Source organism: Limibacillus sp. (assembly GCA_037379885.1).
Classification (GTDB): Bacteria; Pseudomonadota; Alphaproteobacteria; order Kiloniellales; family CECT-8803; genus JARRJC01.
The window spans coordinates 31,164-55,702 of sequence record JARRJC010000002.1; the positions used below are offsets into that span (position 1 = coordinate 31,164).

23 protein-coding genes are annotated in these 24,539 nt (G+C 67.8%); 2 read left to right on the forward strand and 21 right to left on the reverse strand.

Going from position 1 to position 24,539, the window contains the following annotated elements; translation table 11 throughout:
• Positions 1–68 precede the first annotated feature (68 nt).
• On the forward strand, positions 69–686 hold the full coding sequence (locus P8X75_00835) for a GNAT family N-acetyltransferase (protein MEJ1993743.1): 618 nt from the start codon (positions 69–71) through the stop codon (positions 684–686).
• On the opposite strand, the gene otsA is transcribed toward P8X75_00835, so the two are convergent.
• The 21 genes from otsA to P8X75_00940 form a co-directional block, all read right to left on the reverse strand.
• Positions 683–2,050, reverse strand: a complete 1,368-nt coding sequence (gene otsA, locus P8X75_00840; GenBank protein MEJ1993744.1) for an alpha,alpha-trehalose-phosphate synthase (UDP-forming) — start codon at positions 2,048–2,050, stop codon at positions 683–685. The two genes, P8X75_00835 and otsA, sit on opposite strands and share 4 nt — an antisense overlap.
• Complete coding sequence (locus P8X75_00845) at positions 2,047–3,861, reverse strand: glycoside hydrolase family 15 protein (protein MEJ1993745.1); 1,815 nt, start codon at positions 3,859–3,861, stop codon at positions 2,047–2,049. The genes otsA and P8X75_00845 overlap by 4 nt, the downstream gene beginning before the upstream one ends.
• Complete coding sequence (gene otsB / locus P8X75_00850; GenBank protein MEJ1993746.1) at positions 3,858–4,598, reverse strand: trehalose-phosphatase; 741 nt, start codon at positions 4,596–4,598, stop codon at positions 3,858–3,860. Before otsB ends, P8X75_00845 begins: the two co-directional genes overlap by 4 nt.
• 127 nt (positions 4,599–4,725) lie before the next feature.
• Positions 4,726–5,640, reverse strand: a complete 915-nt coding sequence (locus P8X75_00855; protein ID MEJ1993747.1) for a helix-turn-helix transcriptional regulator — start codon at positions 5,638–5,640, stop codon at positions 4,726–4,728.
• Positions 5,622–6,161: a thioesterase family protein gene (locus tag P8X75_00860; GenBank protein MEJ1993748.1), complete on the reverse strand. Its 540-nt coding sequence runs from the start codon at positions 6,159–6,161 to the stop codon at positions 5,622–5,624. Before P8X75_00860 ends, P8X75_00855 begins: the two co-directional genes overlap by 19 nt.
• Positions 6,145–7,350, reverse strand: a complete 1,206-nt coding sequence (gene boxA / locus P8X75_00865; GenBank protein ID MEJ1993749.1) for a benzoyl-CoA 2,3-epoxidase subunit BoxA — start codon at positions 7,348–7,350, stop codon at positions 6,145–6,147. Before boxA ends, P8X75_00860 begins: the two co-directional genes overlap by 17 nt.
• 90 nt (positions 7,351–7,440) lie before the next feature.
• Positions 7,441–8,889, reverse strand: coding sequence for a benzoyl-CoA 2,3-epoxidase subunit BoxB (boxB, locus tag P8X75_00870; GenBank protein MEJ1993750.1), 1,449 nt, complete (start codon positions 8,887–8,889; stop codon positions 7,441–7,443).
• Between the two features lie 61 nt (positions 8,890–8,950).
• The gene (boxC, locus tag P8X75_00875) at positions 8,951–10,603 is read right to left on the reverse strand and encodes a 2,3-epoxybenzoyl-CoA dihydrolase (GenBank protein MEJ1993751.1); all 1,653 of its coding nucleotides are present in this window, start codon (positions 10,601–10,603) and stop codon (positions 8,951–8,953) included.
• 161 nt (positions 10,604–10,764) lie between these two features.
• A complete protein-coding gene (locus P8X75_00880) occupies positions 10,765–11,148 on the reverse strand; it encodes a DUF309 domain-containing protein (GenBank protein ID MEJ1993752.1) in 384 nt (127 codons plus the stop codon).
• 57 nt (positions 11,149–11,205) lie between these two features.
• Positions 11,206–12,774, reverse strand: a complete 1,569-nt coding sequence (locus tag P8X75_00885) for a 3,4-dehydroadipyl-CoA semialdehyde dehydrogenase (protein MEJ1993753.1) — start codon at positions 12,772–12,774, stop codon at positions 11,206–11,208.
• Between the two features lie 3 nt (positions 12,775–12,777).
• On the reverse strand, positions 12,778–13,614 hold the full coding sequence (locus P8X75_00890) for an alpha/beta hydrolase (GenBank protein MEJ1993754.1): 837 nt from the start codon (positions 13,612–13,614) through the stop codon (positions 12,778–12,780).
• Positions 13,611–15,158, reverse strand: coding sequence for a benzoate-CoA ligase family protein (locus tag P8X75_00895; protein MEJ1993755.1), 1,548 nt, complete (start codon positions 15,156–15,158; stop codon positions 13,611–13,613). Before P8X75_00895 ends, P8X75_00890 begins: the two co-directional genes overlap by 4 nt.
• 43 nt (positions 15,159–15,201) lie before the next feature.
• Positions 15,202–15,669, reverse strand: a complete 468-nt coding sequence (locus tag P8X75_00900) for a DUF4863 family protein (protein MEJ1993756.1) — start codon at positions 15,667–15,669, stop codon at positions 15,202–15,204.
• Between the two features lie 16 nt (positions 15,670–15,685).
• Positions 15,686–16,465, reverse strand: a complete 780-nt coding sequence (locus P8X75_00905; GenBank protein MEJ1993757.1) for an enoyl-CoA hydratase/isomerase family protein — start codon at positions 16,463–16,465, stop codon at positions 15,686–15,688.
• The gene (locus tag P8X75_00910) at positions 16,462–17,976 is read right to left on the reverse strand and encodes a 3-hydroxyacyl-CoA dehydrogenase (protein ID MEJ1993758.1); all 1,515 of its coding nucleotides are present in this window, start codon (positions 17,974–17,976) and stop codon (positions 16,462–16,464) included. Before P8X75_00910 ends, P8X75_00905 begins: the two co-directional genes overlap by 4 nt.
• 5 nt (positions 17,977–17,981) lie before the next feature.
• Positions 17,982–18,770 (reverse strand): enoyl-CoA hydratase-related protein, encoded by a 789-nt coding sequence (locus P8X75_00915; GenBank protein ID MEJ1993759.1) that lies wholly within the window; start codon positions 18,768–18,770, stop codon positions 17,982–17,984.
• A complete protein-coding gene (locus P8X75_00920; GenBank protein ID MEJ1993760.1) occupies positions 18,770–19,462 on the reverse strand; it encodes an ABC transporter ATP-binding protein in 693 nt (230 codons plus the stop codon). Before P8X75_00920 ends, P8X75_00915 begins: the two co-directional genes overlap by 1 nt.
• A gap of 5 nt (positions 19,463–19,467) precedes the next feature.
• Positions 19,468–20,208, reverse strand: a complete 741-nt coding sequence (locus P8X75_00925; GenBank protein MEJ1993761.1) for an ABC transporter ATP-binding protein — start codon at positions 20,206–20,208, stop codon at positions 19,468–19,470.
• Positions 20,195–21,196 carry a branched-chain amino acid ABC transporter permease gene (locus P8X75_00930; GenBank protein MEJ1993762.1) on the reverse strand — a complete coding sequence of 334 codons (1,002 nt, stop codon included), beginning with the start codon at positions 21,194–21,196 and terminating at the stop codon, positions 20,195–20,197. Before P8X75_00930 ends, P8X75_00925 begins: the two co-directional genes overlap by 14 nt.
• A gap of 6 nt (positions 21,197–21,202) precedes the next feature.
• A complete protein-coding gene (locus P8X75_00935; GenBank protein ID MEJ1993763.1) occupies positions 21,203–22,072 on the reverse strand; it encodes a branched-chain amino acid ABC transporter permease in 870 nt (289 codons plus the stop codon).
• Positions 22,073–22,255: 183 nt separating this feature from the next.
• The gene (locus P8X75_00940) at positions 22,256–23,431 is read right to left on the reverse strand and encodes an ABC transporter substrate-binding protein (GenBank protein ID MEJ1993764.1); all 1,176 of its coding nucleotides are present in this window, start codon (positions 23,429–23,431) and stop codon (positions 22,256–22,258) included.
• A gap of 250 nt (positions 23,432–23,681) precedes the next feature.
• Here P8X75_00940 and P8X75_00945 point away from each other — a divergent pair, with 250 nt between their 5' ends.
• Positions 23,682–24,539 (forward strand): CoA-transferase, encoded by an 858-nt coding sequence (locus tag P8X75_00945; protein MEJ1993765.1) that lies wholly within the window; start codon positions 23,682–23,684, stop codon positions 24,537–24,539.

Here is a 24,539-nt window from a genome sequence, read left to right on the forward strand (position 1 = left end):
CTAAGAGATTTCAACGCCGCCGGAAAGCGGAGAGATAGAGACAGAGGCCCTAGAGGAGCAAGCAACCCATGAGTCAGATCGTGACCGCCACCAGAACCGTCATACGCAGAGCCCGACCGGCGGACGCAGAAGCCCTGGTCGACTTCGTCGAATTCGCGAGCGAGGGCCTGGTCCACCGCGTCTGGGCCGCCATGGCCGAGCCCGGCGAGAGCCTGCGCGCCGTCGGCCTTCGCCGCGCCCGGCGCGAGAAGGGCGACTTCTCCTACAAGAAGGCCTTCCTCGCCGAAGATGCCGAAGGGATAGCCGCCGGAATGATCGGCTACGCCCTGCCCGAAGCCCCGGAGCCGCTGGACCTTGACGGCCTGCCGCCGCTCTTCAGGCCGCTGCTTGAATTGGAGTTGCTGGCGCCGGGTAGCTGGTACCTCAATGTCCTGGCCACCTACCCCGGATGCAGGGGCCAGGGCTTCGGAACGGCGCTCCTGGAGGAAGCGGACCGGCTGGCGGCGGACAGCGGCTGCCAGCAGCTGTCCATCATCGTCTCCGACGGTAACCCAGGCGCGCGGCGCCTCTACGAACGCCACGGCTTCCGGGAGCGGGCGAGCCGCCCCATGGTCAAGGAAGGCTGGGAGAACCCGGGGGAGAACTGGGTCCTGCTGGTGAAGGACCTCCCCGCCTGGGCAGCCTAGCTCTCGTAGAGATCGCCCAGGAAACGCTCGCGCCAATGGATCACGTCGTTGGTCCGGACCCGCTCCATCAGCTTGGCGTGGCGCTCCCGGCGTTCTTCCAGGGGCATGGTGACGGCGCGCTGGAGGGCGGCGGCCATGTCGTCCACGTCATAGGGGTTGACGATCAGCGCTTCGATCAGGTCCTCCGCCGCTCCGGCGAACTCGGAGAGCACCAGCACGCCGGGGTCCTCTGAATCCTGGGCGGCGACGTATTCCTTCGCCACCAGGTTCATGCCGTCGCGCAGCGGCGTGACGAGTCCCACCTGACTGCCCCGGAAGAGAGCGGCCAGCGTATCGCGCGGCACGGCCCGGTGGATGTAGCGCACCGGGGTCCAGTCGAAGTTTCCGAAAGCGCCGTTGATGGCGCCGGTCAGGCCCTCCAGCTCCTCGCGGATCTCGGTGTAGGCCTCGACCTCCTCACGGGTCGGCGGTGCGATCTGCAAGAGGGTCGCCTGCCGCCGGTTCTCGGGATAGAGCTCCAGCAGGCGGCGGAAGGCCTTGAGCCGTTCGGGCAGGCCCTTGGTGTAGTCCAGGCGGTCCACCCCGATGATGAGGGAGCGCTCGAAGGAGCGGCGGTGCATGCGCTCGATCAGCTCCTCGGCCTGCTTGGCGTGCGCCATGGCCGCGAAGTCCTCGACGTCGATGCCGATGGGATAGGCCTTGGCGATCACCGTGCGGCCGAAGGCCTTGAGACGGCCGCCCTCGGTCTCCTCGCCACCGGCCCGCTCCCTCACGTAGCGGGCGAAGTTCCCGCGGTCGCCGCTGGTCTGAAAGCCGATCACGTCGCAGGAGAAGAGCGAGCGCACCAGCCACTCGTGGTCGGGAATGGTCTGCAGGATCTCCGGCGGCGGGAAGGGAATGTGCAGGAAGAAACCGATCGGCACCTCGATGCCGCGGGTGCGCAGTTCGGCGGCCAGCGGGATCAGGTGGTAGTCATGGACCCAGACCGTGTCGCCTTCGGTCACCAGCGGCGCCAGCGCCTGGGCCATGCGCTGGTTGACCTTGCGGTAACCCTGAACGAAGGCGGTCTCGAAGTTGGTGAGGTCGATGCGGTAGTGGAAGGTCGGCCAGAGCACGTTGTTGGAATAGCCGAGATAGTACTGCTCGTACTCCTCGCGGGTCAGGGGCGTGGTCGCGAAGGTGACGCCCGCCTGCTCGCGCACGTTGGTGGCGAGCCGCCCGCCGTTCAGGATGTTGCCGTCCCAGCCGAACCAGAGCCCTTGCGCCTTCTTAAGCGCATCGCCCAGCGCAACCGCTAGGCCGCCGGACTGCGCGCCCTTCTCAAGGTCCGCGACGCGGTTGGAGACGACGATCAGGCGGCTCATATGACATGCTCCCAGGGCCGCGACAGTCTGACGGCGCCGTTGATGATCCCGACCATGGAGTAGGTCTGCGGGAAGTTGCCCCAGGGCGCGCCCGTGGTGGTGTCGGTGTCCTCGGACATCAGACCCAGCGGCGTGCGCGCGGCCAGCAGCGCGTCGAAGATCTCCCGCGCCTCGTCCTTGCGCCCGATGCGCACCAGCGCGTCGAGCCGCCAGAAGGCGCAGATGTTGAAGGCGGTCTCCGGCTTGCCGAAGTCGTCCGCCTCCTCGTAGCGCAGCATGAAGGGGCCGTGGCCCAGCACCTCCTCGATGCGCTCCACCGTCGCGATGAACCGCGGGTCCTTGGGGTCGAGGAAGCCGACCTCGGCCATCAGCAGGACCGAGGCGTCGAGGCTCTCGCCCTCGAAGGATTCCACGAAGGCCTGGCGCTTGTCCGACCAGGCGCGCTTCAGGATCGCTTCCTTGATGGTCTTGGCGCGCGCGCTCCAGAAACCGGCGCGCTCGCCCAGGCCAAGCTGACCGGCGATCTTGGCGAGGCGGTCGCAGGCCGCCCAGCACATGAGGCTGGAGGAGGTGTGGACCCGCGCCCGGGTGCGCAGTTCCCAGAGCCCGGCGTCGGGCTGGTCGTGCAGCCTGAAGGCCTGCTCGCCCAGAGCCTCCAGCCGGCGGAACTCGCCCTCGCCCACCGTCATGATCAGGCGGCGGTCGAAGAAGGCCTGGGCCGCGCCCAGGATGATGTTGCCGTAGGTGTCGTGCTGGAAATGCTCGTAGGCCTGATTGCCGATGCGCACGGGGCCCATGCCCTGATAACCGGTCAGCGCCGGTTCGATGCGCTCGACCAGGGCGTCTTCCAGGCCGATCCCGTAGACCGGCTGGATGTGCCCGTCCTTGGCGTTGGCCACCACGTTCATCAGCCAGCGGAAGTAGGTCTCCATGGTCTGGACGGCGGCAAGGCTGTTGAGCGCGCGCACCACGAAGAAGGCGTCGCGCACCCAGCAGTAGCGGTAGTCCCAGTTGCGCTCCGAGTTCGGCGATTCCGGGATCGACGTGGTCATGGCCGCGACGATGGCGCCGGTCGGCTCGTAGGAGCAGAGCTTCAGCGTGATGGAGGCGCGGATCACCGCGTCCTGCCAGTCGAGCGGCAGCGCGAGGCGGTGCGTCCAGACCCGCCAGTAGGCGACGGTCTCCTTCTCGAAGCTCTCGGCGATGGCCGCCGGGCCGTCGCCCAGCGTCTCGTCCGGCCCCAGGATCATGTTCACCGGCTCGTCCAGATTAAAGAGCGTCTCGCCCAGCAGATAGTCGATCGGCAGGTCGCTGGTGAGCCGGAGCGTGGTCGCGTCGTCCACGTAGCGGACATGGTTGGAGCCGGAGGTGATGCGCGGCGCCTTGGTGCCGTAGTTGAAGCGCGGGCGCACGCGAACGCGGACGCGCGGCGTGCCGCCGAGCGGCTTCAGGCGGCGCACGATCATCTGCGGACGGAAACTGCGCCCGCGCGCCTTGAAGCGAGGACAGAAGTCGATGATCTCGACCGAGCCCGAGGGCGCGTGCAGCACGGTCCGCAGCACCGCCGTGTTGGCGACGTAACTCTGTTCGCTGGCGGTCTGACCTTCCAGTTCGATGGCGAAGACCCCGTCCCGGCCCTTGCCCTTGGCGGCCGTCTCCTGTCTTCCGGCATCGCTGCCGCTGCCCAGAAGGCCATGGAACACCGGGTCCCCGTCGAAGCGCGGCAGGCAGCTCCAGACGATGGAGGCGTCTCTGTCGATCAGCGCGGAGATGGTGCAGTTTCCGATCAGCCCCAGGTTCAGGTCGCTCACGCTTCGCAGGCCTCCAGGTTCTTGTTCAGCCACTCGATCAGGGCCTCGGGCGAGGCGGCGCGGTAGCGGGCGCTGCTTTCCCCTTCTCCCACCTTAATGGTAAGGCCGCCGAGCGCCTCGACCACCCCGAAGGCGTCCTCGTCGGTCACGTCGTCCCCGGCGTAGAGCGGGCGGCGTCCGGAAAAGGGCGGCTCCTCCATGAAGTCCCGGATCGCCAGGCCCTTGTCACGGCCCTCCGGCTTCACCTCGATCACGAACTTGCCGTGCAGCAGCACGGCGTCGTCGATGTCCTCGATGGCGCGCTCCATGGCGGCGAGGCATACCGCTTCCAGATCAGGCCGCGCGCGGTAGTGCAGCGCGAGGCTGCCGCCCTTGGGCTCCAGCAGGAGCTCGGGCGCGCGCTCCAGCAGCGGCTCCAGACGGCTGGCCAAACGCTCAATCGGCAGCGTCGCCTGATGGCTGTCGTGATAGCGCCCGTCCGCGCCGCGCCGCACAACGCCGTGGACGCCCGCGACTGGCAGCGTGATGCTGGAGAGAAAGGCGTCGATCTGCTCGATCTCGCGCCCGGTCACGATTGCGACGGCCCCGCCGAGGCGCGCGCTGAGGCGCACCAAGAGGCTGCGCGCTTGCGCAGTAACCTCAACGTCTTCCGGCCGATCCACCAGATCGACCAAGGTGCCGTCGAAGTCCAGGAAGACGGCCAGCGTCTCCAGTTTATCCAACTCGGGCAGAGCCATTTTGAAAGAAGCTTCCAGCCCCCTGCTGTAGAGCGGTTCCTTGTCGCCGCCGCCCTTTGTTGCAGAGCAGCATGAGCCAAGGCTAGCGCAAGCCGGAGCCCTTTGCCAAATCGTTCGCGGCGGCCGGTCAGGCGGCGGGGGTGAGTTCGCGGATCAGCGCGGCCAGTTCGGTGACGCTTTGGTCGACCGTCTTGCCGGAGGTGTCGAGGCTGGCCTCCGCGCGGGAATAGAAGCGCTCGCGCGCCTCCAGGATCGCACGCAGCTCGTCCATCGCCGCCGGGTTTCCGGCCATGGGGCGGCGGTCGCCCTGGGCGCGCACCCGCTCCATGTGCTCTTCCGGGCTGGCGCGCAGCCAGATCGCGTGGAAGGATTTCAGGAGGATCTCATAGGTCGAGGGCTCGCCCACGATGCCGCCGGCGACGGCCAGCACCACCGCCGGGTTGCGCGCCACCACCATCTTCAGGCAGCGCTGCTCCAGCCGCCGGTACCCCTCCTGCCCATAGAGCGAGAAGATCTCGGCGACGGCGAGGCCGCTCTCGGCCTCTATCTCCCGGTTCAGTTCGATGAAGGGCAGCGCAAGACGCTCGGCCACCAGACGGCCCAGGGTCGACTTGCCCGCGCCGCGCAGACCGATCAGCGCGATACGGCCGGTCTTCATGTCGACCCCGCCGGCGTCGCGAATCTCCGACAGCAGCTCGAAGAGGCGCTTGCGCTCCTCCGGCGTCGTGCGCCGCACGGCGTCGAGGAGGCTCAAAGTCTCGGCGTCGGTCTCGCCCTCGCCCAGGAGGTCCTCGATGCGGATCGCCGTGGCGCGGGCCACCTGGCGCAGCAGCAGGATCGAGATGTTGCCGGCCCCGTTCTCAAGCTGCGCCAGATAGCGCTCCGACACGCCGGAGGCCTGGGCCAGCATCTTGCGGGACATGCCGAGACGGGTGCGCGCGGAGCGCACGCGCGCGCCGACGCGGCCCAGGAACTCGGCTTCCCGGTCCAGGGCCTCGGCGGATTTCTCTTCCCTATCGGCGCTCACGTCCTGCTTTTCCATTCGGGCAAGGGCCCCTGACGGGCCAGATAGTCCTCGATCGAGGCTCTCATGTTATCCGGAATCGCCACGGCCTTCATCTCGTTGGCGCCGACGAAGGCGGCGGTGGTGCGGCCGTAGAAGCAGACCGCATCCTCCTGGCGCGCCTCGACCAGATGGCTGAGGGAGGAGCGCCCCAGACGTTCGACATAGACCGAGACCAGCAGCGGCGCGCGCGGCGTCACCGGAGAGACGAAGTCGAAGCCCAGCGAGACGAAGGGCGTGCCGACGCCGTGGTCCAGGTTGATCTCGTACCAGTTGACGCCCAGACAGGCCTTGTACCAGGCCTCCACGGCCAGCAGTCCCCAGGCGGGGATGTTGGCGGTGTAGGCGATCTGCGCCGGGTCGCAGTCGCCCCAGCCGACGGTGATCTCCCGGATCAGCGGCACCTGGGCGGCCACGCGGGGCGCATCGAGGTCGCGAAAGGCTCCGGCGGGGCGCATGCCCCTTACGCCGCGCTCGCGGTGGTCAGTAGGTTTCGACATGGTAGCGTCCGCTGCTCCGCATCTCAGGCTTCAGGTCGGACCAGCTCATACCATGTTCGCGGCAGATATCGGATAGGGCTTCGTCCACGCCGTTCTCCATGCCCTTCAGGCCACAGATGAAGATGTGGGTCCGCTCGTCGCGCAGCAGCTCGGCGAGGCTGTCGCCGGTCTTGCGCATGCGGTCCTGCACGTACTCCTTGGGCTTATCCTCCAGGCGGGAGAAGACCTGGTGCTGCTCCAGCAGCGATGCGGGCACCTTCTTCAGGGGCCCGAAATAGGGCAGCTCGCCCGGCGTGCGCGCGCCGAAGTAGAGCACCAGCTTGCCGGGCGCGCCGGGCATGGCGCGGCGGCGGCGCTCGGTGAAGGCGCGGAAGGGCGCGGAGCCCGTGCCGGTGCAGATCATGACGATGTTGGCCGAGACGTCGCCCGGCATCAGGAAGGTGCCGCCGAAGGGGCCCGTCAGCTTCACCTCGTCGCCCTTCTTCAGGTCGCAGAGGTAGTTGGAGCAGACGCCCTTTTCCTCCCGCTTGACCGTGAGCGCGATGTTGTTGGCGTTGGGCTTCTCGCCGTCGCGCGAGGAGGAGATGGAATAGAGGCGGATGTCATGGGGCTTGCCGTTCTCCTGCTCGCCCGGCGGGATCACGCCGACCGACTGGCCTTCCAGGACCGGCATGGACTGCTCGCCCAGCGAGAGGATGATGTGGCGCACGTCCGATCCCGTCTCCGGGTCGGTGATGCGGTGGTTGCCCTGCACCGTCGCCACGGCCGGGTTCTGGCGGCTGAAGAGGTTGATCGAGGGCTTGGAGGCGGAGGCGGGGGCCACCGCCTTGCCGCCGGTCCCGGCGTGGGCCTCGGCCAGCAGCTTGGTGATCTCCTCCTCCATGGCCTCGGCCAGCTCGCCGCTGTCGGCCTCGCCCAGGTCCTCCTGCTCGGGCAGCTCGTCCCAGGAGAACTGCTCCTCCAGCGAATAGGGCTCCATGACCAGACGCCAGTTGTCGATGGAGCCGGTCGGACAGGGGGCGATGCAGGCCATGCAGTAGTCGCAGATCTCCGCATCCACCACGACGTTGTCGTCGTTGTGGGTGATGGCGTCGATGGGACACATCTCCTCGCAGGTGTAGCAGCGGATGCAGATCTCAGGATCGATCAGGTGCTGCTTCATCGGCGAGCCGCTGCTCTCGGCGCTCATGGTCACTCTCCCTAGTCAGTCGGGCCCTAGTCAGTCGGACCCCTAGTCAACCGGCCCTGGTCAGTCGGGCGCCGCCTCTCGGCGTGCGGCTTACCCGTGAATCTGAACGTACTCGAAATCGCCGGGCTTGTTGTCGATTCCGATGCGCGGCGCGGCGATCCAGTTGGCGTACTGCCCGGCCTCGGTAACCGGCTTCATCAGCGAGCTGATGAACTCGCCGTCCTCCTTGGAGGGCAGCCACTGGTCGCGCTTGGCAGCGAAATCCTCCTTGGAGATGAGGAGGCCATCCGGCGTCGCCTCGACATCGGCGAAGGCGCCGATCTGACGGTGGAAGGCGACGTGCGGCAGGGTGATCTGGAAGTTGATCCCGGCCTTCTCGATGATCTTGTTCCAGCGGCCAACGCCCTTCGCGGCGTCCGCGCTGTAGTCGTCGCGCAGGCGCATGTTGAGGGCGGTGAGCGCAGGCTCGTCGACCAGCTCCACCTTGCCGTCCACGACCTTGGAGACCGGGTAGGTCGCGTCCAGAAGACGGTGATCGTCGTCGATCTTGTCCTCCTGGTAGCGGCCCTTCAGACCGGCGTTGTAGGCGTTGGCGGCATTGGTCGAGACCTCGGACCCGAAGAGGTCGAGCGACAGCGTGTAGTGCAGGTTGGCCTTCTTCTGCAGGGTCGGCAGGTCGATGACGCCCAGCGCGCGCACGGCCTCGATGTCGTAGGGGTCTTCGATGCCGGCCTCCTTCATGGCCTCGCAGGTCCGCTGGATGGTGCGGCCCACGCCGGTCTCGCCCACGAACATGTGGTGGGCTTCCTCGGTCAGCATGAAGCGGCAGGTGCGCGACAACGGATCGAAACCGGACTGCGCGAGGCTTTCCAGCTGCATCTTGCCGTCACGATCGGTGAAGTAGGTGAACATGAAGAAGGAGAGCCAGTCCGGGGTCTCCTCGTTGAAGGCGCCCAGCATGCGCGGCTTGTCCTCGTCGCCGGAGCGGCGGTTCAGAAGCTCGTTCGCCTCCTCCCGGCCGTCCGCGCCGAAGTACTTCTGCAGCAGGTAGATCATGGCCCAGAGGTGACGGCCCTCCTCCACGTTGACCTGGAAGAGGTTGCGCATGTCGTAGAGCGAGGGTGCGGTCTTGCCCAGGTGGCGCTGCTGTTCGACCGAGGCGGGCTCGGTGTCGCCCTGGATGACCAGCAGGCGGCGCAGCATGCCGCGGTACTCGCCCGGCACTTCCTGCCAGGCGGGCTCGCCCTTGTGCTCACCGAAGCCGATCTTGCGGTCCTCCTCCTGCGGCGCCAGCAGGATGCCCCAGCGGTATTCCGGCATCTTCACATAGCCGAACTTGGCCCAGCCCTTGGGGTCCACGGACACCGCGGTGCGCAGGTAGACCATGGCCTCCTGAAAGCCCTCCGGCCCCATGTCGTTCCACCAGTTGATGTAGCCCGGATGCCAGCGCTCCAGCGCCTTCAGGACCCGGCGGTCGTCGGCGAGCCCGACGTTGTTGGGGATCAGGGTGTCGTAGTTGACGTCCAGCGTTTCGATCATGGTCCTTGCCTCCAGTTCCTTGCTCTCTCGCGCGTCACACGCGCTTTCGGTCTTTCGCGCGTTACACGCGCTCCTTGTCGAATTGGGCCTTCTGGCCGCTGCCGTAGCGCTTCAGCGCGCCCTCGCCGCCGACGGCGTTGGGGCGCTGGAAAATCCAGTTCTGCCAGGCGGTCAGCCGCCCGAAGATCTTGGTCTCCATGGTCTCAGGCCCGGCAAAGCGCAGGTTGGCCTCCATGCCGGTCATGGCGTCGGGGGAGAAGGAGGCGCGCTCTTCCAGGAAGATGCGGACTTCGTCCTCCCAATCGATGTCGTCGTAGGCGGCCGTCACCAGGCCCAGTTCCTCGGCGGCCTCGGCGTCCAGGGGCTCGCCGCACCTGGCCTCGGCGGCGCCGACGCTCTCGGGCTCGCCCAGGAAACGGGTCTCAAGCCGCGACAGGCCGTTGGACATGGGATAGGCGCCGAAGTTGGCAGCCGAAAGGCTCAGGGTCGCCTCCGGGCGGTTGTCGCCCTCGAAGGCGCCCAGCGCCATGAAGCTGCGGTCGCAGGCGAAGACGATCTCCGCCAGGAAGCCGGCAAAGCAGCTGCCCGGCTCGATCAGCGCCACCAGAGAGCGCGAGGTCATGTCGACCCGCTTCATGGTGCGCGTCCAGTAGAGTCGGCACTCGCGCACCAGCCAGTCGTCCGCGTGTTCTTCCAGGAAGGAGTCGAAGGCCAGGACCTTCTTAGGGTCGCCCGCGCTGGTGAAGGTGATGACGCCGATGGAGCGCTCGTTGTTGCGCAGATGCAGGATCGCGTCGTCCAGCTCGCGCGTCAGGCGCAGCGGCCAGAAGGCATCGCCCAGTTCCTTCATGGCGGCCAGGTCGGCGGGAACCTCCTGATCGGGCTCCTTGATCAGGATGTTGGCGATCCCGGCGGCGCGGTCGATCGAAACCTCGACGCAGGAATAGGTGACGCCGTCCTCGCCGAACTCTCGGGTGAGCGGCCCCAGCGTCACGCCCTTCTCGCCCGCGGGCCGGTCGGAGGTCGCGGCCAGCTTGCCGGCCTCCTCCTTCACGGTCTCGGCGAACTTGGAGTTGGGCACCACGGCGTCCACCAGCCGCCAGTCGGCGGCCTTCTTGCCCTTGATGCCTTCCTCGATGGAACAGAAAACGTCGGCGCGGTCGCGGCGCACCTTGCGCTTGTCGGTGACGCGCGTCAGGCCGCCGGTGCCCGGCAAAACGGCCAGCAGCGGCACCTCGGGCAGCGCCACGGAGGAGGAGCCGTCGTCGGTCAGCAGGATGCGGTCGGTCGCCAGCGCCAGTTCGTAGCCGCCGCCCGCGCAGGCGCCGGTCACCGCCGCCATGTACTTCTGGCCGCTGTGCTCGCTGGCGTCCTCCATGGAGTTGCGCGTCTCGTTGGTGAACTTGCAGAAGTTGACCTTGTGGGCATGCTCGGAGCCCGCCAGCATGCGGATGTTGGCGCCCGCGCAGAAGACCTTCTCCTTGCCCGAGCGCAGCACCACCACCTTGACCTCGGGATGCTCGAAGCGCAGGCGCTGGATCGCATCGTAGAGCTCGATATCGACGCCCAGATCGTAGGAGTTGAGCTTCAGCTCATAGCCCTCGAACAGGCCCGCCTTCTCGTCGACGTCCATGACCAGATCGGCGCGCTCGCCGTCGGTCTCGATGCGCCAATGGCGATACTTCGAGGGGTCGGTCTGGAAGTCGATGCGCATGGGGCTCTCCCGTTTTTTCGGTTCTTGTCTCCGGCCGGGCGGCTCTGCCGCCGCTCTCGCCTCACAGCCTGGAAAGGCCGTGACGCCACCTTATCGCCTCAAGGCAAGGAATCAAGAAAAAACTGCTCTAAAAAGCATATTATAAAGATGTAGAAGCATTATTATGCATGTTCTGTCTTGATTTCGCTTACAAGCTGCGCCAGACGTTCCTTCGAGACAGCCATGACGGGCGCGTCTTGCAGGCCGGGCTCGGCGCGCAGCCGGTCCACCTCCGCCAGCAGACGGGCGACGGCCTTCTCCTGGCCCATCACCGCTTTCAGGCGCGCGTTGGTCAGTTGGATCAGCGCCTGGAGCAAGAGCCGCTCCCGGCTCTGCGGTGCGCAGGCCAGCCAGACCGCCTCCCAGACCTCGTGCGCCTCCCAATAGAAGCCTTCCTCGTAGAGCCGCCAGCCGTAGCGGTAGGGCAGGTTCTCGGCCCAGGCATCCGGGTCGGTGCGGGCCGGCCCCTCGGCCTTGGCCCGCTCCAAGGGCGCGCTGTCCGGCACGCTCCCGCTGCCGGGGCGGTGCGGCGCGCGCGGCAGTGGCAGGTCCCCGGCCTGCATCTAGAGACAGGCGGAGGCCGAGTCCGCCGCCAGGGCATCGAGCAGCGCGGGCGAGCCCTGGATGGCGCTGCGCTGCATGTAGAAGGAAAGACCGCGCAGGCCGCCCAGTTCCTCGCCGTTGCCAGCCCGGCCCGGGCCGCCGTGCACGCACTGCGGCATGACGATGGAATGGCCGGTGTGGTTCTTGCCCACGGTCTCGTCCACCGCCAGCACGCGGCCGTGGTAGGGAGCGAGCCCCAGGGTCACGCGCTTGGCGAAGTCCGGATCGGCGGTGAAGAGGCTGGCGACCAGCGAGCCGCCGGACCGGCGCACCAGGTCCAGCGCCTCGGCCTCGTCCCGGTAGGGGATCAAGGTGGCGGCGGGCCCGAAGACCTCGGTCTCGAAGACGGCCTTGGCGCTTCCGGGTTCCGCGCAGACCAGCAGGGTCGGGGCCAGGAAGGCCCCCTTCTCCCGGTCGCCGCCCTTGAGCGACGGCGGAAGGTCGCCGCCGCAGACCACGTCGGTCTCGCCCGAGAGTTGGCTGAGGCCGGAGAGCGCGGCGTGCTGCTGGCGCTTGTTGATCAAGGGTCCCATGCGCACGCTCTCGTCCGCCGGGTCGCCGACCTCGACGCCCGCCAGCTTGGCGGCGACGGCTTCCTGCAGCGCCGGAAGGGTCTCGGCGGCGACCAGCACGCGGCGGATGTTGGTGCAGAGCTGGCCCGCCTTGACCGTGAGCGCCTTCACGACCTCCCGCACCATCAGGTCGAAGACGGCGTCGCCGGGCTTTGCGTCGGGCCCCAGGAGCGTCGCGTTGACGCTGTCTGCCTCGATGGTGATGCGCGGCGCCGCCGCCATGACCTGGGGATGCTTGCGCAGCGACTGCGCGGTGTCGGAAGAGCCGGTGAAGGCCAAGTGGTCGAAGGGCTGCAGGGCCTCCAGCAGCTCCTCGCCCGTGCCGCAGACCAGCGAGAGCGCGCCCTTGGGCAGGACCTTCGCCTCGACCACGTCGCGCAGCATCTGGTGCGACAGCCAGGCCGTGGCGCTGGCCGGCTTGGCGACGGCGGGGACCCCCGCCAGCAGCGCGACGGCGGCCTTCTCCCAGAGTCCCCAGGCGGGGAAGTTGAAGGCGTTGATGTGCAGCGCCACGCCGGGCCGGGTGGTCCAGAGATGCTGGGCGAAGAAGACCTCGTCGCGCGCCAGTTGTTCGCGCCCCGGCTCCAGCACGGAACGCGCCGCGCCCAGCCCCTTGGCGTAGCGCGCATAGACCTTCAGCGTGCCGATCGCCCCGTCGATGTCGATAGCGGCGTCCAGCGCGGTGTTGCCGGAGTTGCGCCGCGCGATCTCGGCGTAGGCCTCGCGATTGGCGGTCAGGCAGTCCGCGACGGCGCGCAGCAGGCCGCCCCGCTCCTCGAAGGTCAGGGCTTGCAGTTCAGCGCCGCCGGTCTCCCGCGCGAAGGCCAAAGCGGCCTTGGCGTCGATACCCGTGGCGTCGACCTGCCCCAGGACCTCGCCGCTGGTCGGGTTCACGAAATCGCGGCCCACGCCGCTTCCCTTCTTCCAGGCTCCCTCGACGTAGCTTTCCAGCTTCATCACCTATCGTCCCTCTCTGATGTTCGCGGCGGCGGGTTCCGCCGCCAAGGTCTTGCCGGGTCCCTCCAGGAACCGAGAAACGGCGGCCAGCGTCGCTTCGGGCTGTTCCTTGAAGGGGGCGTGTTTGCAATCGGGCAGCAGAACCAGTTCGACCGGGCCGCCCGCCTTCTCGGCCACCACCTCGACCTGACGGGCGGTGCCGTACTGATCGTCCTCGCCTTGAAGCGCCAGGATCGGCTGGCGGATGCCCGGCAGGAACTCTTCCAGGTTCCACTCCAGAAAGCCGGGGTCGAGCCAGGCGCCGTTCCAGCCCCAGAAGGCGCAGTCCACGTTGTCGCCGTGGTAGCGCTTCAGACGCTCGCGCAGCTCGGTGGTCTCGTAGGCGGTCTTGGCCTCCGCGATCGAAGCGACGGTGATCTCCTCGGTGAAGAAGTGCGGCGCCATCAGGATCAGGTTCTCGACCCTCGGGTCCTCGTGCGTACCGGCATAGACCGCCGCGATGGACGCGCCGTCGGAATGGCCGAAGAGCGTGCCCTGCTGAAAGCCCATGGCCTCCAGCACCAGCGGCAGCACCTCCCGGCCCTCCTCATGCATGTAGGTGAGCGGACGCGGGACCGCGCAGGGGCTGGAGCCGCCATAGCCCTGGCGCGAGTAGACGAAGACGCCCCGCCCCGTGGCCTCGGCCAGACGGTCCGGGAAGTCGCGCCACATGCCGACGCAGCCCAGCCCTTCGTGCAGCAGCACGATGGTCGGTGCGTCGCCGGGCCGTGGCCCGATCATGCGGTATTCCAGCTCGGCGCCGCCGACCGTCAGCAGACCCTGATCCTTCAGATCTTTCATTCAGACCCCTCGCGCAGCTTGAAGCGCTGGATCTTGCCGGTGGCGGTCTTGGGCAGCCCCTCGACGAAGACGATCTCGCGCGGGTACTTCCACTTGCCGATCTGCTCCTTCACATGCTCCTTCAGAAGGTCGTACTTGCCCTCGGCCTTCTCGCCCTCCTTCAGGACCACGTAGGCTTTCGGCTTGGTCAGACCCTCCTCGTCCTCATAGGGAACGACGGCCGCTTCCAGCACCGATACGTGGGAGATCAGGGCCGACTCGACCTCGAAGGGCGAAAGCCAGATGCCCGACACCTTGAACATGTCGTCCGTACGTCCGCAGTAGACCAAGCGGCCAGCCTCGTCCCGGACGTACTTGTCACCCGTACGCGTCCAGGCGCCCTCGAAGGTGTTGCGGCTTTTCTCCAGCTGGTTCCAGTAGGCGGTCGCCGAGGAGGCGCCGCGCACCAGAAGCTCGCCGACCTCGTCCACGCCTTCGACGTCCCGGCCTTTCTCATCGACCAGGCGCAGGTCGTAGCCGGGGACGGCCACGCCCGAGGTCCCGTAGACCACGTCTCCAGGCGCATTGGAGAGGAAGATATGGAGCATCTCGGTCGAGCCCACGCCGTCCAGGATGTCCACGCCAAAGCGCTTCTTCCAGTTTTCCCCGACCTCCTTGGGCAGAGCCTCGCCCGCGGAAACGCAGAGCCGCAGCTTGGGCGAGCCGATCTCCGGCCCGCTGCCGGGATGGGCCAGCATGGCGGCGTAGAGCGTCGGCACGCCGTAGAAAATCGTCGGCTGGTGCTTGGCCAGCATCTCGAACATGTCCTTGGGCGTCGGGCGGCCCGGCCAGAGCACCGTGGTCGCGCCGACCGACAGGGGGAAGGACATGCCGTTGCCGAGGCCATAGGCGAAGAACAGCTTGGCGGCGGAGAAGACGACATCGTCCTCGCGGATGCCCATCACGCCCTGACCATAGAGCTTCGCCGTTTCCATCAGGCTGGAATGCACGTGCGTCACGCCCTTGGGCATGCCGGTCGAGCCGGAGGAGTAGAGCCAGAAGGCGGTCTCGTCGCAGCAGGTGTCCGCCGCCTCGAAACTGTCGGACTGTTGGGCCAGCTCCGCGCCGAAGTCCCGGTGCCCTCCGGCTTCTCCGCCGACCTGGAAAAGGGTCTTCAGGCGCGGCAGGTCCGCCAGCACCGGCGCCACGGTCGGCTCCAGCAGCGCCGAGACGAAGAGCGCCTTCACCCGCGAATCGCTGAGGATGTAGCGATACTGCTCGGTCGAAAGCAGGGTGTTGATCGCGACCGGCACCACGCCCGCCTTGATCGCGCCCCAGAAGACCGTCGGGAAGTCCACCGTGTCGAGCATGATCATGGCGACGCGGTCCTCGGGTTCCAGCCCGCTGGCCCGCAAGAGGTTCGCGACCCGGTTCGCCCCGGCCTGAAGCTCCGCGTAGGTCAGGCTGCGCTCCGGGTCGATGAAGGCGGTCTTGTCGCCGCGCCCTTCCGCGACGTTGCGGTCCAGGAAGTCAGTGGCGGCGTTGTATTGCCTTGGATAGCTCATGATCGTTCCCTCCCGAGGAACCGTTTTCTTTGCGTCGTTTGCTTTATTTGCCGGTGAATTCGATCTCGCCGTCCGGCAGCAGGTAGAGCACGTAGGCCGAGCCCTTCGTGACGGTCGGCCAGTGCGCGCTGCCCGGCTCGTGCAGGTACCAGCCGCGCGGAAAGCCATCGAACTCAGCCGGCCCCTCGATCGGCATGATCATCCCGATCTCACCCTTCGGATGGACGTGATGGGGGCCCGCGCAGGGCTCCATGCGCACCACGTCCACGGAGAATCGGCCCGCGGCCCCGCCGGGCTTGATGGGGCGGCTGAACTTGATGCCGCCCGCCTCGCGCCCGCAGACCCAGCCCTCGGCCTCGCCCTCGCGGCAGAGCGCCTCGACGGCTTTGAAATCTTCCCCGTCGGGCGGGAAGCTGGCGGTCAGATGCGCGGCGAGATCCTGATCCAGAGGGCGCTCGCCGATGGTCTCGGCGATACGGCCCATGATGTCGTCGAACTGTTCTCGGCTCATCGCTGGTTTCTCCCTCTCAAGTCTTCTTGGCGGCGTTGAAGTCGGGGCGGCGCTTCTCCTTGAAGGCCGCCAGCCCCTCGGCGAACTCGGGCGAAGCGAAGCAAAGGCTTTGGGCCGTCGCCTCGCTCTCCAGGGCGGCGCGCAAGAGATCGGGCGGCAGGCGGAAGTGCCGCTTGACCGCCGCCACCGCCGGGCCCGCGCCCTCGGCGAGACGGGCGGCGAAGGCTTGCGCCGTCTCCAGCGGGTCCTGGGCGGCCAGTTCATCGGCAAGGCCGGCGGCCAGCGCGGCTTCCGCCTCCAGACGCCCGGCCTCCCAGCAGAGGCGCCGCGCCTCCGCCGCGCCCAGCCGCAGCGGCAGGGTCAGCGTGAGCCCCCAATCGGGCGCCAGGCCGATCTTCGCGAAGGACAGCGTGAAGCAGGCGTCCGGCCCCGCGATGACGCGGTCCGAGAGCAGCGCGAGCCCGACCCCAGCCCCAGCGGCATGGCCGGAAACGGCGGCGATCACCGGCTTGGCGCAGGCGGCGACGGCCAGCGCCGTGTCCCGAACCTCGGCCAAGCGCGCGGTGACGGCTGCCTGATCCATGTCCTGCATGGAGCCGAGGTCGCCCCCGGCGCAGAAATGCCCGCCCGCACCGGTCAGCACCACGGCTGTCACCGCGTCATCGGCGGAGGCTGCGGCGAAAGCGGCCCGAAGCTCGGCGCGCAGTTCCCCATCGATGGCGTTGCGCGCTTCGGGCCGGTTGAGGGTTAGCGTGAGGACGCCGTTTGCGGCCTGCTCTTTCAAGAGAACGCTCATCCCGCCGCCTCCGTCAGAAGCGAGAGGCCGAGCTCGGCGCGGCGGCGCAGCCAGAGCGAGGGGCGATAGCGCGGGTCGCCGGTCGCCACCTCCAGGCCGCGCAGGATCTCCAGCACCCGCTCCGGCCCCAGGGCGTCGCCCCAGGCCAAGGGGCCGTGAGGATAGCCGAGGCCGAGGGTGACGGCGGCGTCGATGTCGTCCGGCGCGGCAATCCCCAGTTGGGCGATCTCCGAGGCGAGGTTGACGATGCTGGCGACCAGCCGTTGCATCAGCAGGCCGGGCGAATCCTCGATCAGGGTGGCGGGCGTGCCGTCCTTGCGCGCCAGCGCCAGGGCCTCGCCTGCCTTTTCCGGCAAGGTCGCCGGGTTTGCCGCGAGCGTTCGGTGGCTCTCCAGCCCGAAGACCACATCCATGCCCAGCGTGTGCCGGGGATCGAGGCCGAGCCGCGCGCAGAGAGAGGAGACGTCCTCGCCCAGCGGGGCCACCAGCACCAGCGCCGCATCGCCCGGCGGCAGCAGATCGAGCCCTTGGGCCCGCGCCCAATCGCGCAGCGCCTCGGCGGCCCAGCCCTCTCCGCCAACCGCGATGTTGGCGGGGGCCTTGCCGCTCGGCTCCTCCGGCAGCGCGGGCTCCAGCTTCTTTCCGTCCTCGCCGTAGCGGTAGAAGCCCTCGCCCGTCTTGCGTCCCAGCAGGCCGGCCGTCAGGCGGCGGCGGCCAATCTCGGCGGGCTTCAGGCGCGGCTCCTCATGAAAGCCGTGATAGATCGATTCCATTACGGGGATGGAGACGTCCAGCCCCGTCAGGTCCAGAAGCTCGAAGGGGCCCATGCGGAAGCCGCCGGCCTCGCGCGCCACGCGGTCCACCGCCGCCGGCGGGGCCACACCCTCCTGCAAGAGACGCAACGCCTCGGTCCCGTAAGCCCGGCCCGCGTGGTTCACCAGGAAACCCGGGGTATCGCCGACCTTAACGCCGCGATGGCCGGTGGCCGCGACCAAGGCGGCAAGGCGCTCGGTGACCTCCGGCGCGCTCAGCTCCCCGGCGACGATCTCCACCAGTTTCATGAGCGGCACGGGGTTGAAGAAATGCAGGCCCGCGACCCGTTCGGGCCGCGCGCAGGCCGCGGCGATCGCCGTGATCGAAAGCGAGGAGGTGTTGCTGGCGAGGATCGCATCCTCCGCGACGACGCCTTCCAGTTCGGTGAAGAGCGCGCGCTTGACCTCCAGCTTCTCGACCACCGCCTCGATCACCAGATCGCAGTCCTTGAACTCGGTGAGGGCGGAGGCGGCTTGGAGACGGCCCTGCGCCTCGGCCATCTGCGCTTCGGTCATGCGGCCTTTCTCGACCAGGCGCCGCCAGATCGCGGTCACCGCCTCGCGCGCCGCCGCGACGGCCTCGCCCTCGATGTCGTAGAGCCGGGCCTGGACGGAGTTCTGGGCCAGAAGCTGGGCGATCCCGCGGCCCATGGCCCCGGCGCCCACGATCCCGACTTTTCCTATTGCTCCGGCGGTCATGCCCGTCACTCCCCCTTGAAGGCGGGTTTGCGCTTCTCGAGGAAGGCGGCCATGCCCTCCTTCTGGTCCGCGCTGTCGAAGAGCTTCTGGAAGGCGGCGCGCTCCACGGCCAGCGCCTCTTCGAGCGGCAGGTCTGCGGCCTCCGCGATGCTGCGCTTGATCGCCGCCTGCGCCAGGGGCGCGCCCTTGGCGAGCTTGCCGGCGACCTCCAGCGCGAAGGGCAAGGCGTCGCCCTCGACCCGCCAGGAGGTAAGGCCCCAGGCCTCCGCCGTTGCGGCGTCGATGATCTCTCCGGTCAGGGTCAGGCGGTGGGAGCGCGCCTTGCCCAGCGCGCGCACCAGACGCTGCGTGCCGCCTGCGCCCGGCATGATGCCGAGCCGCACCTCGGGAAGGCCGAACTGCGCCGTTTCGCCCGCGACCAGCAGATCTGCGATCAGCGCCAGCTCGCAGCCGCCGCCCAGCGCGTAGCCGTTGACGGCGGCGATCAGCGGTTGCGGCAGGGCGCTCATGGCCTGCCAGTATTGCTCCAGCGCCAGGTCCCTGACCTCGGCTGCGGACTTGTCGGCGAGCAGGCGGATGTCGGCCCCGGCGGCGAAGACCTCCGGCCCGCCGGTCACGACCACGGCGCGGACCGACGCATCCCCGGCCAGACGCCGGGCGGCCTCCGCCAGGGCCTGGCGCAGCTCCAGATTGAGCGCGTTCCTCGCCTCCGGCCGGTTCAGGGTCAGCAGCACGACGGCGGCCGAGCCGGTGACCTCGGGATCGCGGGTTTCTGTCAGCAGGCTTTCAGTCATCACACGCCCAGCCAGGTCCGCTGGACCTCCTCGTCTTCCAGGATCGCCTTGGCGCTGCCGGACCATTGGATCGTGCCCTTGCCCAGCACGTAGACCTGATCGGCCAGGCTGGTCGCGAAGCGGAAGTTCTGCTCCACCAGCAGAACGGTCATGCCGGTCTCCTTGACCAGCCGCAGCCGCTCGCGGATGTCTTTGACCACGATGGGAGCCAGGCCCTCGGTCGGCTCGTCCAGGATCAGCAGTTCGGGGTTCAGCAGCAGGGCGCGGGCGATCGCCAGCATCTGCTGCTCTCCGCCGGAAAGCTGCGCTCCGCCGTTGGCGCGGCGCTCCTTCAGGCGCGGGAAGAGGTCGTAGACACCCTCCAGGGTCCAGGCGCCCTTGCGGCGGCCCTCGACCAGGGTCAGGTTCTCCTCCACCGACAGCGAGGGGAAGATGCCGCGCGATTCCGGCATGTAGGAAAGGCCGAGGCGCGCCAGGGCATAGGGCCGCAGCCCGGTGATGTTCCGATCGCGGAAGAAGACGCCGCCGCGCCGGGGCGGGGTCAGTCCGATGATCGAGCGCAGCGTCGTGGTCTTGCCCGCGCCGTTGCGCCCGAGCAGGGCGACGACCTGCCCCTCCGGCACGTCGAGCGAGACGCCCTGGAGGATGTGGCTGGCGCCGTAATAGGTATGGATGTCCTGCACCTGAAGCATCGCGCCTAGTCCTCCACGCCGCCCAGGTAGATCTCCTGCACCACATCGGAGCCGCGCACCTCCTGCGGCGTTCCCTCCATCAGCACCTGCCCGTAGTTCAGCACGGTGATGCGGTCGGCGTGGGTGAAGACCAGATCCATGTCGTGTTCGATCAGAAGGACGGCCAGGTCGCGCGGCAGGTCGTCGACGAGGCGCAGCATGCGGCCCGTCTCCTCCGGGCTCATGCCCGAGGTCGGCTCGTCGAGCAGCAGGACCTTGGGCCGCGCGATCAGCGCGAGCCCGACTTCCAGCTGGCGCTGCGCGCCGTAGGAGAGCTCGGAGACCTGCCGTTCGAGTTCCTCCGACAGCCCGACCTGCTCGGCGATGGCCTCGGCGCGTTCATGCGCCGCGCGCTCCTTGGACAGCAGCGGCCAGAAGCGCTTGCCGGTGCCCCAGGCGGCCATGTCGGCAAGCAGCAGGTTGTTGCGCACCGACTGCGACTGGAAAAGGTTGTTGCGCTGGAAGGAGCGGGCGAGGCCGAGCCGCGCGCGCTTGTCCGGCGAGAGCCGCGTCGCATCGCGGCCGCCGATCTCGATCCGGCCGGAGGTCGGGCGCAGCTCCCCGGCGATCAGGTTGAAGAGCGTCGTCTTGCCCGCGCCGTTGGGCCCGATGATGGCGTGGCGCACGCCCTGCGGCACCTCCAGAGAGACCTCGCGGGTCACCTGCAGCGCGCCGAAGGATTTCACCAGGCGGTCAAGACGCAGCATCGTCCGCCTCCTTCGCCGCGGCCAGCGCGTCGCGGCGTGTCTTGCCGCTGACCAGATCCCAGCCCCACTCCAGCCATCCGAGCAGGCCGTTGCGCCCGCCCAGAACGATGGCGATCAGGAACAGCCCCATCCAGAAGCCCCAGTACTGCGTGTACTCGCTGAGCTCATGGCGCAGCAGCACCAGGGTCGCAGCGCCGATCACCGGCCCGACCAGCGTGCCCAGTCCGCCCAGGATGATCATCACCAGCACCTCGCCGGAGGTGGTCCAGTGCAGCAGGTTCGGTGAGATGAAAAGCGTGTGCTGCGCGGTCAGGGTGCCCGCGAACCCGGCGATCATGCCGGAGAGCGCGAAGGCCGAGGTCTGATAGGCGCGCACCGGAAGACCGAGCGCGCGCAGGCGGCCGGGGTTGTCGTGCAGCCCGGCCAAAACCTTGCCGTAGGGCGAGGCCAGAAGCCGGAGCAGCAGCAGGTAGATGACCGCAGCCGCGACGATCACGAAGAGCGCGAAGCTCGCCGGGTCCATCAGGTCGACGCCGATGAAGCCCAGGTCCAGCCGGTCGATCCCGGCAAAGCCGTCGTCGCCGCCGAGGGTGCGGTTCTGGAAAAAGAACTCGTAGCCCATCTCGCCGATGGCCAGCGTGATCATGATGAAGAATATGCCCTGGACGCGCGTCACGACACTGCCGACGATCAGCGCGATCAGGCCGGTGAGCGCCGTGGAGGTCGCCATGGCCAGCCAGACCGGCCATTCCAGCACCACGGAGAAGTAGGCCAGCAGGTAGGCGCCGGTCCCAAAGAGCGCGGCATGGCCCAGCGAGACCAGACCGGCGTAGCCCGCGATGATGTCCAGGCTCATGGCCAGGATCGCGAAGACGCCGATCTCGGCGATGATCTCGAAGCCGAAGTAGTCCGCCTGACTCCAATAGCCGACCATCGCCAGGAGTACGAGGAAGGCCAGGACCTGCCGGAAGAGCCTGCGCTGTTCCATGACCGCCTAGCTCCTGACCGGGAAGAGGCCGGCGGGGCGCAGCAGCAGCACCACGACCAGCAGCAGGTACATCAGGATGCCCGCGAATTCCGGGAAGAAGACCTGACCGAAGGTGAGCGTGGTGGCGATCAGGAGCGAACCCGCGAGCGCCCCGGTCAGGCTGCCGAGACCGCCCACCACCACCACGACCAGCGTCGGCACCAGGATCGAGACGCCCATGCCCGCCTCCGCCGAGAAGGCCGGCATCGCGACCGCGCCCGCCAGCCCGGCAAGCGCGCAGCCGATCAGGAAGACCACGAAGAAGGTGCGCTCGACGTTGACGCCGAGACAGCTCGCCGTCTCCGCGTCGTCCACGCTGGCGCGCACCTCCGCGCCCAGGCGCGTGCGCTCCAGAAGGAAATAAAGCAGGCCGAAGACCGTCAGGCCCAGCAGGATGATGAAGATGCGGTAGGCCGGATAGGTCTGGCCCAGGATCTCAAGGGAGCCGGAGAAGGGATACTCCGTCACGCCGAGCTGGTCGGTGCCCCAGAAGTAGCGCTGCGCATCCATGATCACGAAGATCAGGCCGAAGGTGACAAGCACCTGCTTCATGGGTCCGGCCCGTCTCAAGCGGTCGATCAGCGTCACGTAGAGCAGGGCGCCCACCGCCATCACGAAGACCGGCGCGAGCAGGTAGGCCGCCCACATGCCGCCCAGCGTCTTGGCCAGGCTGTAGCCGCTGAGCGCGCCCAGGGCATAGAGCGATCCATGCGCCAGGTTGACGAAGTTCATCAGGCCGAAGATCACGGTGAGGCCCACCGAGAGCAGCAGCATCAGCATGGCGAGTTGAAGGCTGTTCAGTATCTGGACGATCCAGAAGCCGCCATCGTTCAGCATGCCTTTTCAAAGCCTCCTCAAAGGATGCAGTTCAGGGCTGGTGCGCGCCCCTCGCCGGGCGGCCCTGGAACAAGATCAAGGTCTCTTTGTGCTGCACTGGGTCCCGGCGGGTCCCGGCGGAGAGGCTCTACTCTCCGCCGGGCCGGGTCTTGTAGTCTCAGGCTTTGTGCCCGGGACCTCTTCTTACATGACGCAACCGTTCGGCGCGTCCTGAACGTCTGGAACGGTCTCGAGGATGGTCTGCACGACCTTCCCGTCCTTCCACTCGTTCTTATAGATGTAGACGTTCTGGATCACGTTGTTGGTCGCCGGGTCGATGCGCAGCGGACCGCGCGGACCGTTGAAGGAGACCTTGGAGAGCTCCGACTTGAACTTCTCCTTGTCGCCGCCGGCGGCCTTGGCCGCCTCGATCACCAGACGCGCGGCGTCGTAGCCCGCGACCGCGAACTCGGAGGCGAGCTTGCCCTCGTACTTGGCCTGATAGGCCTCCTGGAAGGCTTTGTTCTCCGGCGTGTCGATCGAGGGCACGTAGTGCAGCGCCACGGTGGTCCCGTCCGCCGCCTCGCCCTGCACGTGGACATAGGCCGCCGAGGTCAGGAAGCCCGACCCGTAGAGCGGGATCTCGTCGCCGATTCCGAAGTCCTTGTACTGCTTGACGAAGGTGATGGCCGCGCCGCCCGCGAAGAAGACGTAGATCGCATCGGGGTTGGCCGCCTTCGCCGCCGTCAGATAGGGACCGTAGTCGGTGGTGCCCTGAAGCGGGGGATAGGCCTCGCCCACGATCTCGCCGCCATTGGCGACGAAGCCCTCGCGGAACGCCTCCATCATCTGGTGGCCGGCCGCGTAGTCAGGCGCCATCAGATAGACCTTCTTGATGCCCTGAGCGGCCATCCAGGGGCCCATCGGGCGGTTGATCTGCGAGTTGGAGAAGGACACCCGGACGATCGAAGGGCTGCAGTCTTCGCCCGTGGCGTTGTCGTTGCCCGCGTTGGCCACGATCAGGGGCGTCTTGGACTGATGCACGAAGTCGCGCAGCGCGCCCAGAACCGCCGAGGAGACGAGACCCACCAGCGCATCGGACTTGTCCTGCAAGACCATCTTCTTGGCCTTGGAGAGCGAGGAGGCCGGATCGGCCTCGGTATCCGCCTTGTCGACCACGATGGTGTCGCCGTCCAGCTCACCCGCGTAGTGCTCGAGGCCCAGGTTGAAGCCGTTTTCGATGTGGGTTCCAAGACCGGCGTAAACGCCGGAGAACGGCAGCAGGAGACCGATCTTGTACTCCTCCGCCTTTGCAAGCGCGCTTGAGGTCGCCAGACCCGCGATCACCGCCAGCGCCGTGCCCGTTTTCCTGAGATTCACTTATATCCTCCCTTGAATGCATTGGTCATTTTGCTTGACCCGCGTGACGGAAGGTCGCATGTAGTTTGATGCATGTCAATAAGTTTGTATCGCAGAATAATGCATTATAGTGCAGAAAATGGGCGCTTTTGGGCGCTAAATCCCGCGAACCCCGATCCCGGCCTCCGCTGCGCGCTTTCCTTTGAGCCGGAGCGCGGCTTGCCTTATCTTCCGGCCTTCGGAGCGTTCCTGAAAGGGTGAATGAGAAGCAATGGTGGCCTTTATGAGCCTGCCCGATGCGATCGGGAGTTTTTTGAAGGACGGAGACCGGGTCGCCTTTGAGGGGTTCTCCCATCTGATCCCGCACGCCGCCGCCCATGAGACCATCCGTCAGCGCAAGACCGACCTGACCCTGATCCGCATGACGCCGGACATGATCTACGACCAGCTGATCGGCATGGGCGCCGCCAGGAAGATGATCTTCTCCTACGCCGGAAACCCGGGCGTCGGGCTGTTGCACCGCTTTCGCGACGCCGTGGAGCAGGGTTGGCCCCGCCCCCTGGAGCTGGAGGAGCATTCCCACTCCGCCATGGCGAACGCCTACGGCGCGGGCGCCGCCGGGCTTCCCTGCGCCGTCTTCCGCGGCTACATCGGGGCGGAGTTGAAGCGGGTCAATCCGAACGTGCGCAGCATCACCTGCCCCTTCACGGGTGAGGAGCTGGCGGCCATCCCGGCGCTCAACCCGGATGTCGGCATCATCCACGCCCAGAAGGCCAACCGGCGCGGCGACGTGCTGATCGAGGGCATCATGGCCGCCCAGAAGGAAACCGTTCTGGCCTCCGCCAAGAGCATCGTCACGGTCGAGGAGATCGTCGAGGACTTCGAGGGCCTGCACCCCAACCTCTGCATCCTGCCGCACTGGACCGTCGATGCGATCTGCCTCGTGCCGGGCGGGGCTCACCCCTCCTACGCGCAGGGCTACTACGCGCGGGACAACGCCGCCTATCACCGCTGGGACGCCATCTCCAAGGATCGGGCGGCGTTCCAGGACTGGATGGAGGAGAACGTGCTCTCCGTCGGACCCGAGGTCTTCGCCGAACGGACCGCGCCCTTGAAGGTGGGAGGCTGA

Excerpts from the sequence above, each read along its gene's own strand:
- otsA (MEJ1993744.1), bottom strand. The coding sequence starts at position 2,050 with ATGAGCCGCCTGATCGTCGTCTCCAACCGCGTCGCGGACCTTGAGAAG.
- boxB (MEJ1993750.1), bottom strand. The coding sequence starts at position 8,889 with ATGATCGAAACGCTGGACGTCAACTACGACACCCTGATCCCCAACAAC.
- P8X75_00915 (MEJ1993759.1), bottom strand. The coding sequence starts at position 18,770 with ATGACTGAAAGCCTGCTGACAGAAACCCGCGATCCCGAGGTCACCGGC.
- P8X75_00900 (MEJ1993756.1), bottom strand. The coding sequence starts at position 15,669 with ATGAGCCGAGAACAGTTCGACGACATCATGGGCCGTATCGCCGAGACC.
- P8X75_00860 (MEJ1993748.1), bottom strand. The coding sequence starts at position 6,161 with ATGTCGAAACCTACTGACCACCGCGAGCGCGGCGTAAGGGGCATGCGC.
- P8X75_00855 (MEJ1993747.1), bottom strand. The coding sequence starts at position 5,640 with ATGGAAAAGCAGGACGTGAGCGCCGATAGGGAAGAGAAATCCGCCGAG.
- P8X75_00905 (MEJ1993757.1), bottom strand. The coding sequence starts at position 16,465 with ATGAGCGTTCTCTTGAAAGAGCAGGCCGCAAACGGCGTCCTCACGCTA.
- P8X75_00835 (MEJ1993743.1), top strand. The coding sequence starts at position 69 with ATGAGTCAGATCGTGACCGCCACCAGAACCGTCATACGCAGAGCCCGA.
- P8X75_00895 (MEJ1993755.1), bottom strand. The coding sequence starts at position 15,158 with ATGAGCTATCCAAGGCAATACAACGCCGCCACTGACTTCCTGGACCGC.
- P8X75_00930 (MEJ1993762.1), bottom strand. The coding sequence starts at position 21,196 with ATGGAACAGCGCAGGCTCTTCCGGCAGGTCCTGGCCTTCCTCGTACTC.
- boxA (MEJ1993749.1), bottom strand. The coding sequence starts at position 7,350 with ATGAGCGCCGAGAGCAGCGGCTCGCCGATGAAGCAGCACCTGATCGAT.
- P8X75_00910 (MEJ1993758.1), bottom strand. The coding sequence starts at position 17,976 with ATGACCGCCGGAGCAATAGGAAAAGTCGGGATCGTGGGCGCCGGGGCC.
- P8X75_00920 (MEJ1993760.1), bottom strand. The coding sequence starts at position 19,462 with ATGCTTCAGGTGCAGGACATCCATACCTATTACGGCGCCAGCCACATC.
- otsB (MEJ1993746.1), bottom strand. The coding sequence starts at position 4,598 with ATGGCTCTGCCCGAGTTGGATAAACTGGAGACGCTGGCCGTCTTCCTG.
- P8X75_00925 (MEJ1993761.1), bottom strand. The coding sequence starts at position 20,208 with ATGCTGCGTCTTGACCGCCTGGTGAAATCCTTCGGCGCGCTGCAGGTG.
- P8X75_00890 (MEJ1993754.1), bottom strand. The coding sequence starts at position 13,614 with ATGAAAGATCTGAAGGATCAGGGTCTGCTGACGGTCGGCGGCGCCGAG.
- P8X75_00945 (MEJ1993765.1), top strand. The coding sequence starts at position 23,682 with ATGGTGGCCTTTATGAGCCTGCCCGATGCGATCGGGAGTTTTTTGAAG.
- P8X75_00935 (MEJ1993763.1), bottom strand. The coding sequence starts at position 22,072 with ATGCTGAACGATGGCGGCTTCTGGATCGTCCAGATACTGAACAGCCTT.
- P8X75_00885 (MEJ1993753.1), bottom strand. The coding sequence starts at position 12,774 with ATGAAGCTGGAAAGCTACGTCGAGGGAGCCTGGAAGAAGGGAAGCGGC.
- boxC (MEJ1993751.1), bottom strand. The coding sequence starts at position 10,603 with ATGCGCATCGACTTCCAGACCGACCCCTCGAAGTATCGCCATTGGCGC.